This is a genomic window from Streptomyces sp. NPDC088194, assembly GCF_040702025.1.
Lineage (GTDB): Bacteria > Actinomycetota > Actinomycetes > Streptomycetales > Streptomycetaceae > Actinacidiphila.
In genome coordinates, this window is record NZ_JBFBIV010000008.1 from 69,922 (window position 1) to 83,809 (window position 13,888).

A 13,888-nucleotide genomic window follows, 5' to 3' on the forward strand; every position below is an offset into this window, starting at 1 on the left:
CCGTGCTCGGGATACGGCCCCGCGGATCGAGGCGCGTCCTACCTATGAGTCGTGCCGCGCGACGGAAATGTGACCGCGCCGCACGCAAGCCGTCCGGGCGGGCCCGATCACGCCTCGCCCGCACCGTCCGGCCGCGGCCGCGCCGCGATCGCCCGGTGGTGGCGGACCACCTCGTCGATGATGAAGTTGAGGAACTTCTCCGCGAACGCGGGGTCGAGCCGGGCGTCGGCGGCGAGCCTCCGCAGCCGGGCGATCTGGTCGGCCTCGCGCGCCGGGTCGGCCGGCGGCAGATCGTGCGCCGCCTTCAACTCCCCCACTTCCTGAGTGCACTTGAAGCGCTCGGCGAGCAAGTGGACGAGGGCCGCGTCAAGGTTGTCGATACTGCCGCGCAAGGTGCGCAACTTCGCGAGGGCGCGCTCGTTGTCGCCCAGGGTGTGCTCGGCGGCCGACGTCGGCTGGTCTGTCATCTCGGTCTGCCATCCTGGGGAAGTCCGTGGTGGTCCGCTTTCCTGCCTGGCACACCCTATGACACGGTGCCCGGGCGGCGGGGGCACCGTGGAGGGAACCACCCGACCGTGAGCTGACGACGAGAACCGACAAGAACCGACGAGACCACCAGGGCAGGTACGGCATGGGACGGGTCACCGAGCGGCGCCGCGTACTGCGGATCAGGGACGGCGTGGTCGGGCACCGCGCGGACACGCTGGTCGCCGAGGAGCCACTGGAGATCCGGCTGAACGGCCGGCCGCTGGCGATCACCATGCGCACCCCGGGCGACGACTTCGCGCTGGCGGTCGGCTTCCTGGTCAGCGAAGGGGTGCTGGCCGCGGCGGACGAAGTGGCCAATGTCGTGTACTGCGCGGGCGCCACCTCCGACGGCGGGAACACGTACAACGTGGTGGACGTGACCCTCTCCCCCGGCGTCCCGCTCCCCGACATCGCCCTGGAGCGGAACGTGTACACCTCGTCGTCCTGCGGCCTGTGCGGGAAGGCGAGCCTGGACGCGGTGCGCACCGCGACGCGCATGCCGCCGGTCGACCCCGAACTGCCGCTGCTGACACCGGAGTTGCTCAGCGCGCTGCCGGACCGGTTGCGCGCGGCGCAGGCGGTGTTCGACCGTACCGGCGGCCTGCACGCGGCAGCGCTGTTCGACGGCGACGGCCGGCTGCTCGACGTCCGCGAGGACGTCGGACGGCACAACGCGGTGGACAAGCTGGTCGGCCGGGCACTGCGGGAGGGGCTTCTGCCGCTGGCCGGGCGGGTGTTGATGGTGTCGGGCCGGGCCTCCTTCGAGCTGGTGCAGAAGGCGGTGATGGCCGGAATCCCCGTGCTGGCCGCGGTGTCGGCGCCGTCCTCGCTCGCGGTGGACCTCGCCGCGGAGTCGGGGCTCACCCTCGTCGGGTTCCTGCGCGGCACTTCGATGAACGTCTACGCGGGGGAAAACCGTTTCGCACTGGAGTCCGAGCAGGCACACTGAGCACCGTGCCCGCGGCCGTCCCGGCCGCGCGCACCGCCCCCGCCGTACGCACAGTCCTCGCTGCGCGCACCGCCCCCGCCGTACGCACCGCCCCGCCGCGCACCCCGTCTCCGCCGTACGCACCGGGGCGGCCCACACCGAGACCGGGAGCCCGCCGTGTTCGCGCTCAGCGCCGTACTGACCGCACTTCTGCTGCTCGAAGTGGTGCCCTCCGCGCTCGCCGCACTCGCCCGCTACGGCCCGGGCGTGGAGCGCCTCGACAGCCTCACCCGGCTGGGGCTGCGCGAAGGCCGGCACCGCTGGGTGCCGCCGGCCGCCGGCCTGCTCCACACCGCCTGCGCCGTCCTGCTCCTGATCGGCATCTGGCACCCCGGCTACGGCGTCCTCGGCGCCGCGCTCGAAGTCCTCTACTTCGGCTGGGTCCTCGCCCGCCAGCTCGCCGCCGGTGACCGCGGCCGGCCGCTCTTCGCCTACGCGCTCTTCATCGGCTGGTCCGCGCTGGTCCTGCTGGTCGCGGCGCTGCGCCACTGAACGGTCCCGCGCCGCTGAACGGCGCCGGGCCGCCGAACGGTGCCGGGCGGCTGAACGGACCGCGCACACCGGCGAGGCCCGTCCACCCGCCCGCCGGTCCACCCGCCGGTCCACCCGGGCGCCGTGAAGGGAGAGGCCCCCGGTCAGCGGCCCACCGAACCGTCGTACAACTCGCGCAGGATGTCCGCATGCCCGGCGTGCCGCCCGGTCTCCTCGATCATGTGCACCAGCACCCACCGCATCGACGGCGGAGCCGTCTCCCGCAGCGAGCGCGCACCGGGCCGCTCCAGGTCCGCGCAGCCGAGCACGACCGCGTCGGCCCGGCGCACCGCCTCGCGGTACGCCGCCGCGGCCGCCTCGACGGTGTCGCCGTCGTCCACGGCCGGTTCGTCGTCCAAGGGCTCGCTCCCCTGCCCCGCGTACGCCCACTCGAACCAGTTCAGCTCGACGGCGGCCAAGTGCCGCAGCAGCCCGATCAGGCTGGTGCCGGACGGGACCGCGGGGGTGCGTGCCGCGATGTCGGGGACGCCCTCGGCCTTGCGGATCAGCGCCTCGCGCAGGTACCCGAGGAACGTCAGCAGGGTGGTCCGCTCATCGGCGTGCGCCTCCGGCGGACGCAGGTCACCGCGCGGGTCGGGGCGGTCCTCGGCCGACGGCGAACTACCCGTTTCCCGCGGGGAGTCCGGGGGCCGAGGGGAGCCCGGAGCCGGGCGGGAGTCCCGGTCCTGCCGGGAGTTCGGGCCCTGGGCGGAGTTCGGTGTCTCCTCGATCATCGGGCAACCCTAGCCGCGGCTCCCCCTGCCGCGCCCACCGTTTTGCGATCACCGCGCACACCATGAGCTGCATCTGGTGGAAGAGCATCAGCGGCAGCACCGCGAGCCCGGCCCCCGCGCCGAACAGCACCGAGGCCATCGGCAGCCCCGAGGCCAGGCTCTTCTTGGAGCCGGCGAACACGATGGTGATCCGGTCGGCGCGACCGAAGCCGAGCGCGCGGGCGCCGTAGGCGGTGGCCGACAGCATCAGGGCGAGCAGCGCGGCCTCGGCCACGACGAGTTCCAGCAGCCGCGGCACGGCCACCTGGTGCCAGATCCCCTCCGCCATGCCCTCGCTGAACGCGGTGTAGACGACGAGCAGGATCGAGCCGCGGTCGACGTACCCGAGCACCTTGCGGTACCGCGCGAGCAGCGGCGCGGTCCAGCGGCGCAGCAACTGCCCGGCGAGGAAGGGCGCGAGCAACTGGAGCGCGATGCCGGTGACGGCGTGCCCGCTGATGCCGGCGCTGCCCCCGACCAGCAGGGCGGCCAGCAGCGGGGTGAGCACGATCCCGGCGAGGCTGGAGAAGGAGCCGGCGCAGATCGCGGCGGCCACGTTGCCGCGGGCGATCGAGGTGAAGGCGATCGAGGACTGGATGGTGGACGGCAGCACGCACAGGAACAGGAAGCCTGGGTAGAGCTTCGGCGAGATGACGTACGGGACCAGGCCGTGGGCGGCCAGCCCGAGCAGCGGGAACATCACGAACGTCGCGGCGAGCACGGTCAGGTGCAGCCGCCAGTGCCGCAGTCCGGCCAGCGCCTCCCCGGTGGACAGCCGGCTGCCGTAGAGGAAGAAGAGCAGCCCGACGGCGGCGTCGGAGGCACCGCTCGCCACGTGGGCCCCGCTCCCGGTGGCCGGCAGCAGCGCGGCGAGCAGGACGGTGCAGAGCAGCGCGGCGATGTACGGGTCGACGGGCAGCCGCTTGAGGAGCCTGCCGACGGCGCCCACGGGCCGCCCGCGGGTGGGTCCGCCGGCCCCGGTCCCACCGGAACCGGCGGACGCCGAACCGGGGGCCGCAGCGGCAGCGGCACCGGCGGACGCGGAACCGGTCGGCCCGGGACCACCGGGCACGGGATCAGCGGTACGTCCCGGCGCGGCATCGGCGGGCACGGCGTCGTCGCTCTCGAGAGGGGTGGGCACGATCCCAGCCTGCCGGTTCGTCCGGTGATCGGGAACCCCGCTCACCGCTCTGACTGTCATCACGAATCGCGATGAGCGGCTATGCTGGCTGCCGTGTTCGAACCGGTGCAACTGCGTACGTTCCTGGCCGTCGCCCAGACGCTGAGCTTCACGCAGGCCGCCAAGCGGCTCGACCTGCGGCAGTCCACCGTCAGCCAGCACGTGCGGCGGCTGGAGGAGGCCGCGGGCTGCCGGCTGTTCCACCGGGACACGCACGGCGTGGACCTCACGGAGGACGGCGAGGCGATGCTCGGCTTCGCCCGCACCATCCTGGCGGCCAACGAGCGGGCGGCCGGCTTCTTCACCGGCACCCGGCTGCGCGGGCGGCTGCGGTTCGGGGTCTCCGAGGACTTCGTGCTGACCCGGCTGCCGGAGATCCTGGCCGCCTTCCGGCACGAACATCCCGAAGTGGACCTGGAGCTGACCGTCGAACTGTCCGGCATCCTGCACCGGATGCTCGACGCGGGGCAGCTGGACCTGTGCCTCGCCAAGCGGCCGGGTCCCGGCGGCCCGGGGCAACTGGTCTTCCAGGACACCCTGGTGTGGATCGGCAGCGAGCGGCTGCGGCTGGACCCGCACCGGCCGGTGCCGCTGATCGCGTTCCCGCCGCCCGGCATCACCCGCGCCCGCGCGCTGGAAGTGCTGGAACGGCACGGCCGCGCCTGGCGGGTCGCCTGCACCAGTGCCTCCCTGAGCGGCCTGGTCGCGGCCGCCCGGGCCGGTCTGGGCGTGATGGCCCACGCCCAGTCGCTGGTGCCCGCCGGGCTGGTGCGGCTGCCGCCGCGTACCGCCGGACTGCCGGAACTGGGCGGCGTGGACTTCGTCCTGCTGCACGGCCGCGCGCCCCGCAGCGACCACCCGCGGACCACCGCCCAGGAGGCGGCCGCCGCGCTGTCCCAGGCGCTGCTCGCGGCCGGCGACACCCTCCACCGCCCGCTGCCCTGACCCTGACCCGAGGCGCGGGCACGAGCACGAGCACGAGCACCGGCAACGGCACAGGCGCGGGCGGACACCCGCCAGTGACGTGAAAACGCTGGCCAGGCCGCGCCCCGGCGACCCGCGGGTGGAGCGACCGTGGTCGATCCGGGCAGATTTGGTGGAGATCCGTACCGTGTGTCATCGCCGTGATCGGGCCATTCCTGGCCCAGCGGCCCTACTACGTCCGGTAACAGGCGGATGAACTGCATGAACGCCGGCGGAGTGGGTACTCGCTCACCTCTCCCGCGGGTGGCGGGGATCGGGTAGCTTACGGGCTCGCAGAGGCCCCCTAGGAGAACACCAGTTGCGTCAGTTCACTGTCCCCCCACTGGTCACGACACCACAGGCGGGAGGGCTGGCCGATGCCGTCTACGGCAACGGCCAGGACCACCCGGACCAGGTGGTGCTCGGGCGCGCGGACGGACAGGGCGGATGGCGGGACGTGACGGCCGCCGAGTTCCGCGACGAGGTGCTCGCCGTGGCCAAGGGGCTGCTCGCGGAGGGCATACGGTTCGGCGACCGCGTCGCGATCATGTCCAGGACCCGCTACGAGTGGACCCTCTTCGACTTCGCGCTGTGGTCGATCGGCGCCCAGCCGGTCCCGGTGTACCCGACCTCCTCCTCCGAGCAGGTGCGCTGGATGCTGCACGACTCGGAGGCCGTCGCGGCGATCGTGGAGCACGCCGACCACGCGATGACGATCGGCGCCGCCGTCGACGAACTGCCCCAACTGACCAGGCTGTGGCAGCTCGACACCGACTGCGTGGCCGAACTGAGCCAGGCCGGACGTCACTTGGGCGACGAGGTGGTGGAGCGGCACCGGCTCGCGGTCACCCCGGACGCGGTCGCCACGATCATCTACACCTCGGGGACGGTCGGCCGTCCCAAGGGCTGCGTGATCACGCACGCCAACTTCATGGCCGAGACCGACAACGTGGTGGCCCGCTGGGAGCCGGTCTTCGCCAGCAAGCCGGGCGAGGAGCCGTCCACCCTGCTGTTCCTGCCGCTCGCCCACGTCTTCGGGCGCATGGTGGAGGTCGGCTGCATCAGGCACCGGGTCAAGCTCGGGCACCAGCCGAGCATGGCCGCCGCCGACCTCATCCCGGACCTGGCCGCCTTCCGGCCGACGTTCGTGCTCGCGGTGCCGTACGTCTTCGAGAAGGTCTTCCAGGGCGCCCGCCGCAAGGCCGAGGCGAGCGGGCGGCTCGGGCCGTTCGAGAAGGCCGTCGACATCGCGGTGCGGTACGCGGAGGCCGCGGAGGCCAAGGCGTTCGGCACCGGCCCGGGCCCCAGCGCGGGCCTGCGCATGCAGCACCAGCTCTACGACAAGCTGGTCTACAGCAAGGTCCGCGCCGCCCTCGGCGGCCGGGTGCGGCACGGCATCTCCGGCGGCTCGGCGATGGAACGGCAGCTCGGCCTGTTCTTCGCCGGCGCCGGGGTGACCATCTTCGAGGGCTACGGACTGACCGAGACCACCGCCGCGGCCACCGCGAACCCGCCCGAGCAGACCCGGTTCGGCACGGTCGGGCTGCCTGTGCCCGGCACCACCGTGCTGATCGCCGACGACGGCGAGATCTGGCTCGGTGGCGGGCAGGTCTTCGCGGGCTACCTGAACGACGAGAAGGGCACCGCCGAGGTGCTGCGGGACGGCTGGCTGGCCACCGGCGACATCGGCTCCCTCGACGAGGACGGCTATCTGACCATCACCGGCCGGAAGAAGGAGATCCTGGTCACCAGCGGCGGCAAGAGCGTGTCGCCGACCCCGCTGGAGGACCGGGTGCGGGCCCATCCGCTGGTCGCCCAGTGCGTGGCGGTCGGCAACAACCGCCCCTATGTCGCCGCGTTGGTGACCATCGACCCCGACGCGGTCGAGCACTGGCTGCAGATGCGCGGCAAGCCGCTGATGCCGCTCGGCCGGCTGGTGCGCGACCCGGACCTGGAAGCGGAGATCCGGCGGGCCGTCGTCGCGGCCAACACCCTTGTCTCACAGGCCGAGTCGATCCGCACCTTCCGCATCCTGGGCGGGCAGTTCTCCGAGGAGCGCGGCACCCTGACGCCGTCGATGAAACTGAAGCGGCGGGCGATCGAGACGGCGTACGCGACGGAGATCGAAGCGCTGTACCGGGGTTGACGGCCTGCCGGCCGGTATACGAACCAGCCCGCCGGCAGGGGGAGTTCGGGACGGGTACGGGTACGGGTACGGGTACGAATACGGCTACCGGCGCCACGCGTCACCCTCACGCGTCACGCGTCACACGTCACGCGATTCAGGCACCCGGCGCGCGGTCCTGGCCGGGCAACCCGCCCTGCTCGTGGAGTTGACGGGTGGCGGCGCTGAACTCGGCCTGCCAGGTGGACGTCTCGTGCTCGACCTGCCCGCGCACGGCCGCGGTGAGCCGTACGATCAGGGCCAACTGCCGCTCGACCTCGGCGGGTTCGACCGGCGTGTCCGGCGCGGCGGGGGCGGTGGGCCCGGCCCTCAGCACGTCGGCGGCCCACTCCAGCCGGACCTCGCCGAGTTCGAAGCGCAGCGCGTGCGCGACGGTGATGTCCCGCATCCAACTCGCGGACAGCCCGAAGAAGTGGTCGAAGCCCTTGCAGCCGGCCGCGGCCGCGAGCAGGACGTATCCCCAGCCCTGGCCGGGGGAGCCGGTGGCGGCGGCGCCGAGCGGGATCGCGGTGCCGGCCACCGCGAAGACGATCGCCAGGCCCTGGAGCAGCCGCGACGCGGTCCGCTTGCTCCGCTTGTCGCGCAGGTACCAGTCGATGGCGTCCTCGGCGCCCTGCTCCGCCCATGCGCGCAGGTCGGCGAGGGCCCGGCGCTGGGCGGCCGGAGTGTCGGCCGCGACGGCGGGAAACGGCCGCAGCACCAGGTCCCGGCGGCCCCACCCGCGCGGTCCGGCCGCCACGCCACCTTCCGTGCCCGCCATGGTCACCGCTCCCCTCCCGCCGCACCCCCGTGCGGGTCCCGGCCGTGAGGGTACCGGCCCGCAGCGCCCGGGCGCAGGCGGGACGAAGGAAGCGTGCGGGAGGAGCGGGGACGAAGGCGGCGCGGCGGCGTGAGCACGATGGCGTGAGCGCGACGGCAGGGGGGCACCGAGGGGGCCGTCCGACCCACGCACCCCAGCACACACGCCCGTTGCACAGCGCCCGGTTTGTAACCGGAGCGCAAGACGCGGGGTGGACCGCCGTTCATCCGGCGCCCGTAGATTCGTCGACATGCTGGACTACGACGTGGAGGCGGCGCGCTACGACGCCACCCGCGGGGGCGTCCCACGTGCGGGCTCGGCGGCCCGGGCGGTGCTCGCCCTGGTCCCGGAGCAGGCCCGCACCATGCTGGACGTGGGGTGCGGCACCGGGCTGGTGACCGAGCGGTTGCTGCGGCCGGGGCTGCGGGTGTTCGGGGTGGACGCGTCGACGGGGATGACCCGGCTCGCGGCCGAACGGCTGTGCAGCGGGCTGGTGTTGGGTGACTGCCGCAGACTGCCGTTCGCCGACGGCTGTCTGGACGCGGTGAGCGCGGTGTGGCTGCTGCACCTGCTGCCGGACGCGGCCGCGGTGGTCGCCGAGTGTGCGCGGGTGCTGCGGCCGGGCGGGGTGTTCGTGGCCACCGTCGACAAGGACGCGGGGCACGACATGGACAGCGACGTCAGCCGGCTCCTGGCGCCCTTCCGGATCACCCCCGCCCATGACACGGCGCTGCGGGTGCAAACGGTGGGCGCCGAGCACGGGTTGCGCCGCTCGGGCGAGGCCCGCTTCACCGGGCACGGCCAGGGGATGTCCCCCGCGCGGGCCGCGGGGAAGGTGGCGCGCGGCGGCTTCGCGTCGACGCTCGCCCTGGACCCGGAGCAGTCCGGGGCGCTGGTCCGGCGGCTGTCGCTGCTGCCGGACCCCGAAGTGCCGCGCGCCGACCCGGTGTACCGGCTGCTGGCGCTGCGCAAGGAGGAGTGAGCCGGGGGCCGTTCGAGCCGGCCCCTCCCGCTCCCCCTTCTGCCCCGGCCCGCTCGCGCGTCTCCTCCGCGCCGGCCCGGTGGAACGTCTCCTCCGCGCCGGCCCGGTGGAACGTCTCCTCCGCGCCGGCCCGGTGGAGTGTCTCCCGCGTGCCGGTCAGTGCGACGACTCGCCGTCCTCGGCGTCGGGCGCCCCGCCGGCCGACGCCTCCGCCGCCTTGTTCGCCTCGACGATCCTGGCGAGTTCCGCGAGCAGCCATCGCTCGGCTGCTTCGTGGCTGACCCCGAGCGCGGTCAACGCCCGCGCGGAGGGGGCCTGTTCGTCGCTGAGCACGCCGAGCAGGATGTGCTCGGTGCCGATGTAGTTGTGGCCGAGCCGCAGCGCCTCGCGCAGCACCAGTTGCAGCGTGCGCTTGGTGGCCGCGCCCACCGGGACATGGCCCATGAGCGGCTGTTCCTCGGTACCCGGAGTGGCGACCGCGCCGCGGATCGCCGCCGGGGTGGTGCCGAGTTCGGCGAACGCGCGGACGGCGAGGGTGTCGGCCTGGTCGAGCAGCCCGAGCACGAGGTGTTCGGGTTCGACCGATGAGTGCCTGGCCATGCGGGCCTCCTTCTCGGCGTCCGCGACGGCCTTGCGGGCCCGCGGGGTGAAGCGGGAGAAGGGCGCCTCGGCGCCCAGGAACTCCAGGTCCGCCGGGGCCTTGGGCACGAACCGCTTCTGCGCGGCCTGCTTGCTGACGCCCATGTGCTGGCCGATGTCGGTCCACGACGCGCCCGCGCGGCGGGCCTGGTCCACGAAGTGGCCGATCAGGTGGTCCGCGACGTCGCCGAGGTGCCCGGCGACGCCCACGGCGTGCTCCAGGTCCTGGAGTGGATCGGCGCCGGGGTGCTGCTGCTTGACGTAGTCGATGAGGTCGTCGAGTCGTACGGGCTGCTGTCCAGTCATGCGTCAACCATAGGTTGACGATCCATGATCGTCAACCACGGGTTGACGATTGAGTCTTTATTGACCGATCGTTCTCGATGAGACTAGGGTCGTCGTCATGGCGAGGACCAAGGAATTCGACCCGGCCGCCGTACTCGACCGCGCCCTGGACCTGTTCTGGCGGCGCGGCTACGAGGCCACCTCCATGGCCGACCTGGTCGAGGCGCTCGGCATCGCGCGGGCGAGCATCTACGCCACGTTCGGCAGCAAGCACGACCTGTACCTGGCCGCGCTCGCCCGCTACCAGCGCGCCCGCGACGACCAGGTGCTCGAAGCGCTCTCCCGGCCCGGCCCCGCGCTGCCCGCCGTGCGCGCCCTCGTCACCGACTTCGCCGAGCAGGCCGCCGGCGACGACCTGCGGCGCGGCTGCTTCGTCACCAACACCGCGGTGGAGCTCGCGCCCCACGACACGGCGGCCGCGCGACGGGTGGAGGTGAGCTGGGACGCGCTGGAGACGGCCCTGACCTCCGCGCTGCTACGGGCGCGCGCCGACGGCGAGTTGGCGGCCGGACGCGACCCGCGCGGGCTGGCCCGGATGCTGCTGGTGCTCCTCCAGGGCATCCGCGTGGTGGGCAAGGCCGGGGGCGACGCGGAGCGGGCACGGGACGCTGCGGCCCAGGCGCTCACCCTGCTGGACTGAGCGGCCGGGCGCCGGATCGTACCGGCCCGGGCCCGCCGCGCACCACTTCCGGACCCTTGGTCCACACCCTTGCTTCGAGCCCTTGCTGAGAGCCCTTGCGGGCCTTTTCGAGAACGATCGTTCCAGCCAATAAACCATGTGGGAGGGACCCGTCATGACCGCGGAGTCCAGGATCTTCGACGGCCGGGCGGTGCTGGTCACCGGTGGCGGCACCGGAATCGGCCGGGCCGTCGCGCGCGCCTTCGCCCGCCACGGCGCCCGGGTGGCCGTCGCGGGCCGCACCGAGCGCACCCTGAAGGAGACCGTCGCGCTCATCGAGGCCGACGGCGGCGAGGCGGCCGCCCTCACCGCGGACGTCACCAGCGCGGCGGAGGTGAGCGCGCTGGTCGCCGGCACCGTGCGGCGCTTCGGCGGGCTCGACGTCGCGGTCAACAACGTCGGTGTCTTCCCGCCGCCCGCGGCCGTCGCCGACATCACCGAGGAGCAGTGGCACCACGCGCTGGACACGAACCTCACCGGGATCTGGCTGTCGATGAAGTACGAGATCGCCCACATGCGGGAGCACGGCGGGGGCGCCGTGGTCAACATCGCCTCGAACATCGGGGCGCACCGCCGCGCGCCCGGCCTTGGCGCCTACGCCGCGAGCAAGGCCGCGGTGAGCGTGCTCACCAGGACCGCGGCGCTGGACCACATCCGCGACGGCATACGGATCAACGCGGTCAGCCCCGGGCCCGTGGACACCCCGATGTCCAGCCGGCCCGGCGAGACGCCCGAGCAGAAGGCGGCCCGACTGCGCGACGAGCTGCCGCTCGGCCGCGCGTCCTCCCCCGAGGAGATCGCCGCCGCCGTGCTGCACCTGGCCTCCCCCGCGGCGGCGTCCACCGTCGGCGCCGACCTGGTGCTGGACGGAGCCGCGACGGCGTAGCCGGCGGATGCCGCGCGGCCAGGGAACCGCGCGGCCCGCTCCTGGCGGTGGGCGCCACCCCGCCCGGGCCTACCCGTTGCCGCCGTTGGCCTCGATCATCCGGCCGCCGACCGGGTCGGCGGGGCGGCAGGCGGCGGCCTGGCCGGGCACCGGCGCGGGCACCGGCGGCGCTCCCCCGGTCCCCGGGGAACGCGCGGGCGGGGCGGCCTGGGCAGGCAGCCCCGGGGCGTCCGGCGCGGCGGCGAGCCAGCCGTGGAAGAGGTGGTGCAGGGCCTCCGCGCCGACCAACGGCCCTGCGGGCAGCGGAAGTTCGACCGGGTGGAGCAGGAACGGGTGGGTCTGCGGGCCGCCGAGGCCGCCGTGCGAGCCGGCCTGCTCCTCGAAGGCGTGCACCGTGCCCTTCCGCTGGTCGCACGCGGAGTTGACCATCAGGTCGGCGGTGTGCGGGAAGGCGTCCGCGCGCAGCACGGCCGCGGCGGCACCCGGCCCGAACGGCGCCAGCGGGTCGGTCCCGGTCACCCGCCCGGTGGCCAGCTCGTGCGAGCCGTCACGGCCGAGGACGACCGGGCCGCGCGCGGCGCTGCGCACCAGGACGAAGCCGATCCCGGGGTGCCCGGTGAGCGTCGGCAGCAGGTCGGGGCAGCGCCGCTCCAGCTCCTCCAGCGTGGCCCGGCCGGCGATGTCGGGGAAGGCGACCAGTCCGAGGTTCCCCGAGGCGAGCACCACCGGCTCGGACGGCGGCCCGTCGCACTCCGCCTCCTCCGCCCGCCTGCCGCGCTCCGGGCGCCGCAGCGCGGTCCGCGCCGCCGTACGCGCCTCCGCGCCGCCGCCCCGCCGCGCGCCGCGCCGCCCACCCGCCGCGGCGCTGTCCACGAGGCCGCACCCGGCGCGTACCAGCGCGCGCAGGCCCGTTCCGTACGCACCCGCGAAGGTCTCCCCCGCGCTCTGGCCGTGATCGGAGAGCAGCACGATCCGGTACGGGCGCGGGGCGTAGCGGGAGGAGTCGGCGATCAGCCGGACCGAGCGGTCGAGCCGGGCCAGCACCTTGCGGGCGTCGCGGCTGCGCGGCCCGGAGTGGTGGGCGACCTCGTCGTAGGCGACCAGGTCGGCGTAGACCGCGGTGCGCCCGGCGAGCATGTCGCCGATGACGGCCGCGACCGCCACGTCGCGCTCGACGACCGTCGCGAACGCCCGCAACAGCGGGTAGAGGCCGCCGCGCTTGATCCGCGGCCGGTCGCGCCGCAGCCGGGCCGCGGTGGACTCGCCTATCTCCCGGCCGACTTCGGCGGCGAACGACCAGGCGGTGCGCACGGCGTTCGCCGGGTCGGAGAAGTAGGCGAAGTAACCGGACCGGGACCGGGTGAACTTCGCCCGCTGCGCCGCCACTGACATCACCAGCGCGGACTGCTCGGCGCCGCCGGTGAAGAGGTTGCCGCGGCTGGCCCCGTCGTCGGCGAGCAGCCCGCCGCAGCCGGTGCGCCGCACCGCCCGCCGCTCCAACTCCGCAGCGCTGGATGGGCGGTTGCAGACCATCACCTGCCCGGTCTCCTTCTCGTACCAGCGGAAGGCGGGGACGTCGTGGTTGCTGCCGTGCAGGATCGCGAGCTGGCTGGCGCCGGTCTGGCTGCTCCAGTCCGTACGCCAGGGGGCGAGCCGGTGGGTGCCGCCGAGCCAGGAGGCGACGGTGGGCATCGCGGGCGGGGTGGAGGTGAGCGCGTCGCGCAGCACGTCGTGGCCGACGCCGTCGAGTTGGAGGAAGACGGTGCCCGGGGTGGTGGGCAGCGGCGGGTCGCCGGCGTGCCGACGCCCGCGGCCGGCCAGCCGGGCCAGCCGGCGCCCGTAGGCGGCGTCGTCGCGTACGGCGAGCGCGGTGCTGGTCGTCGAGGACGCGGCGGACATGACGGCGGCGATCACCACGGCGGTGGCCGGTGTGACCTCGCCGCGGCCGTGCGGGGTCAGGCTCAAGGCGACCAGCAGCAGCGAGCCGTTGAGGAAGAAGACCAGCGCGCCCAGCACCAGCGCGGGCACCAGCAGCAGCGCGCGGACCAGCAGCGGCCACACCAGCGCGCTGAGCACGCCGAACGCGCCCGCCCCGAGCCCCGCGGTGACCGCGATCTGGGTGGGACTGTCCCCGCCGGGCGACTCCAGCCGGAAGTCGGGCAGCACCGCGGCCAGTACGGCGAGCGTCGCGGAGGCGACCACCCACACCGCGAGAACGCGGCCGACGGTCCGCACGGCGCTGCGCCTCGCGGCCCGTCTCCGACTCTCTCCCGGCTGAGGCACCTCTCCAGACTGCCATATCCGCAGGTCTGCTCAGGTCCGACGGGTGATCGGCGGCGGAACAGGGCATACGCTCAAGGTCGGCGGCCGAACGGCGGCGCGAGCAGCCGGGCCCGCCGGGTCCGACCGG

13 protein-coding genes are annotated in these 13,888 nt (G+C 74.2%); 7 read left to right on the forward strand and 6 right to left on the reverse strand.

Features of this window, described 5'->3' with window-relative positions; translation table 11 throughout:
• Nucleotides 1–107 precede the first annotated feature (107 nt).
• Nucleotides 108–467, reverse strand: coding sequence for a chorismate mutase (locus AB0399_RS06285; RefSeq protein ID WP_328471138.1), 360 nt, complete (start codon nucleotides 465–467; stop codon nucleotides 108–110).
• A 164-nt stretch (nucleotides 468–631) separates the two neighbouring features.
• Between AB0399_RS06285 and fdhD the strand changes: the two genes are divergently transcribed.
• Complete coding sequence (gene fdhD / locus AB0399_RS06290; protein ID WP_329363403.1) at nucleotides 632–1,477, forward strand: formate dehydrogenase accessory sulfurtransferase FdhD; 846 nt, start codon at nucleotides 632–634, stop codon at nucleotides 1,475–1,477.
• A 156-nt stretch (nucleotides 1,478–1,633) separates the two neighbouring features.
• Nucleotides 1,634–2,008 (forward strand): DoxX family protein, encoded by a 375-nt coding sequence (locus AB0399_RS06295; RefSeq protein WP_366410419.1) that lies wholly within the window; start codon nucleotides 1,634–1,636, stop codon nucleotides 2,006–2,008.
• Between the two features lie 143 nt (nucleotides 2,009–2,151).
• Here AB0399_RS06295 and AB0399_RS06300 read toward each other — a convergent pair whose 3' ends face one another.
• Nucleotides 2,152–2,781: a DinB family protein gene (locus AB0399_RS06300; protein WP_366410420.1), complete on the reverse strand. Its 630-nt coding sequence runs from the start codon at nucleotides 2,779–2,781 to the stop codon at nucleotides 2,152–2,154.
• Nucleotides 2,669–3,739, reverse strand: a complete 1,071-nt coding sequence (locus AB0399_RS06305; protein ID WP_366410473.1) for a bile acid:sodium symporter family protein — start codon at nucleotides 3,737–3,739, stop codon at nucleotides 2,669–2,671. Before AB0399_RS06305 ends, AB0399_RS06300 begins: the two co-directional genes overlap by 113 nt.
• Before the next feature lie 306 nt (nucleotides 3,740–4,045).
• Here AB0399_RS06305 and AB0399_RS06310 point away from each other — a divergent pair, with 306 nt between their 5' ends.
• The gene (locus AB0399_RS06310) at nucleotides 4,046–4,945 is read left to right on the forward strand and encodes a LysR substrate-binding domain-containing protein (protein WP_329373768.1); all 900 of its coding nucleotides are present in this window, start codon (nucleotides 4,046–4,048) and stop codon (nucleotides 4,943–4,945) included.
• Nucleotides 4,946–5,282: 337 nt separating this feature from the next.
• The gene (locus tag AB0399_RS06315; protein ID WP_366410421.1) at nucleotides 5,283–7,109 is read left to right on the forward strand and encodes an AMP-binding protein; all 1,827 of its coding nucleotides are present in this window, start codon (nucleotides 5,283–5,285) and stop codon (nucleotides 7,107–7,109) included.
• Nucleotides 7,110–7,245: 136 nt separating this feature from the next.
• On the opposite strand, the gene AB0399_RS06320 is transcribed toward AB0399_RS06315, so the two are convergent.
• The gene (locus AB0399_RS06320; RefSeq protein WP_366410422.1) at nucleotides 7,246–7,908 is read right to left on the reverse strand and encodes an SLATT domain-containing protein; all 663 of its coding nucleotides are present in this window, start codon (nucleotides 7,906–7,908) and stop codon (nucleotides 7,246–7,248) included.
• Between the two features lie 289 nt (nucleotides 7,909–8,197).
• Here AB0399_RS06320 and AB0399_RS06325 point away from each other — a divergent pair, with 289 nt between their 5' ends.
• Nucleotides 8,198–8,929, forward strand: coding sequence for a class I SAM-dependent methyltransferase (locus AB0399_RS06325; RefSeq protein ID WP_366410423.1), 732 nt, complete (start codon nucleotides 8,198–8,200; stop codon nucleotides 8,927–8,929).
• A 156-nt stretch (nucleotides 8,930–9,085) separates the two neighbouring features.
• On the opposite strand, the gene AB0399_RS06330 is transcribed toward AB0399_RS06325, so the two are convergent.
• The gene (locus AB0399_RS06330; protein WP_366410424.1) at nucleotides 9,086–9,874 is read right to left on the reverse strand and encodes a Clp protease N-terminal domain-containing protein; all 789 of its coding nucleotides are present in this window, start codon (nucleotides 9,872–9,874) and stop codon (nucleotides 9,086–9,088) included.
• A gap of 97 nt (nucleotides 9,875–9,971) precedes the next feature.
• On the opposite strand from AB0399_RS06330, the gene AB0399_RS06335 reads away from it, so the two are divergent.
• Nucleotides 9,972–10,553 (forward strand): TetR family transcriptional regulator, encoded by a 582-nt coding sequence (locus tag AB0399_RS06335; protein WP_366410425.1) that lies wholly within the window; start codon nucleotides 9,972–9,974, stop codon nucleotides 10,551–10,553.
• Nucleotides 10,554–10,707: 154 nt separating this feature from the next.
• A complete protein-coding gene (locus AB0399_RS06340; protein WP_366410426.1) occupies nucleotides 10,708–11,478 on the forward strand; it encodes a glucose 1-dehydrogenase in 771 nt (256 codons plus the stop codon).
• A gap of 69 nt (nucleotides 11,479–11,547) precedes the next feature.
• On the opposite strand, the gene AB0399_RS06345 is transcribed toward AB0399_RS06340, so the two are convergent.
• On the reverse strand, nucleotides 11,548–13,713 hold the full coding sequence (locus AB0399_RS06345) for a phage holin family protein (protein ID WP_366410427.1): 2,166 nt from the start codon (nucleotides 13,711–13,713) through the stop codon (nucleotides 11,548–11,550).
• Nucleotides 13,714–13,888: the final 175 nt, after the last annotated feature.

Coding starts and splice junctions, on each gene's coding strand:
- AB0399_RS06285 (WP_328471138.1), bottom strand. CDS start 467: ATGACAGACCAGCCGACGTCGGCCGCCGAGCACACCCTGGGCGACAAC.
- fdhD (WP_329363403.1), top strand. CDS start 632: ATGGGACGGGTCACCGAGCGGCGCCGCGTACTGCGGATCAGGGACGGC.
- AB0399_RS06300 (WP_366410420.1), bottom strand. CDS start 2,781: ATGATCGAGGAGACACCGAACTCCGCCCAGGGCCCGAACTCCCGGCAG.
- AB0399_RS06320 (WP_366410422.1), bottom strand. CDS start 7,908: ATGGCGGGCACGGAAGGTGGCGTGGCGGCCGGACCGCGCGGGTGGGGC.
- AB0399_RS06325 (WP_366410423.1), top strand. CDS start 8,198: ATGCTGGACTACGACGTGGAGGCGGCGCGCTACGACGCCACCCGCGGG.
- AB0399_RS06330 (WP_366410424.1), bottom strand. CDS start 9,874: ATGACTGGACAGCAGCCCGTACGACTCGACGACCTCATCGACTACGTC.
- AB0399_RS06335 (WP_366410425.1), top strand. CDS start 9,972: ATGGCGAGGACCAAGGAATTCGACCCGGCCGCCGTACTCGACCGCGCC.
- AB0399_RS06340 (WP_366410426.1), top strand. CDS start 10,708: ATGACCGCGGAGTCCAGGATCTTCGACGGCCGGGCGGTGCTGGTCACC.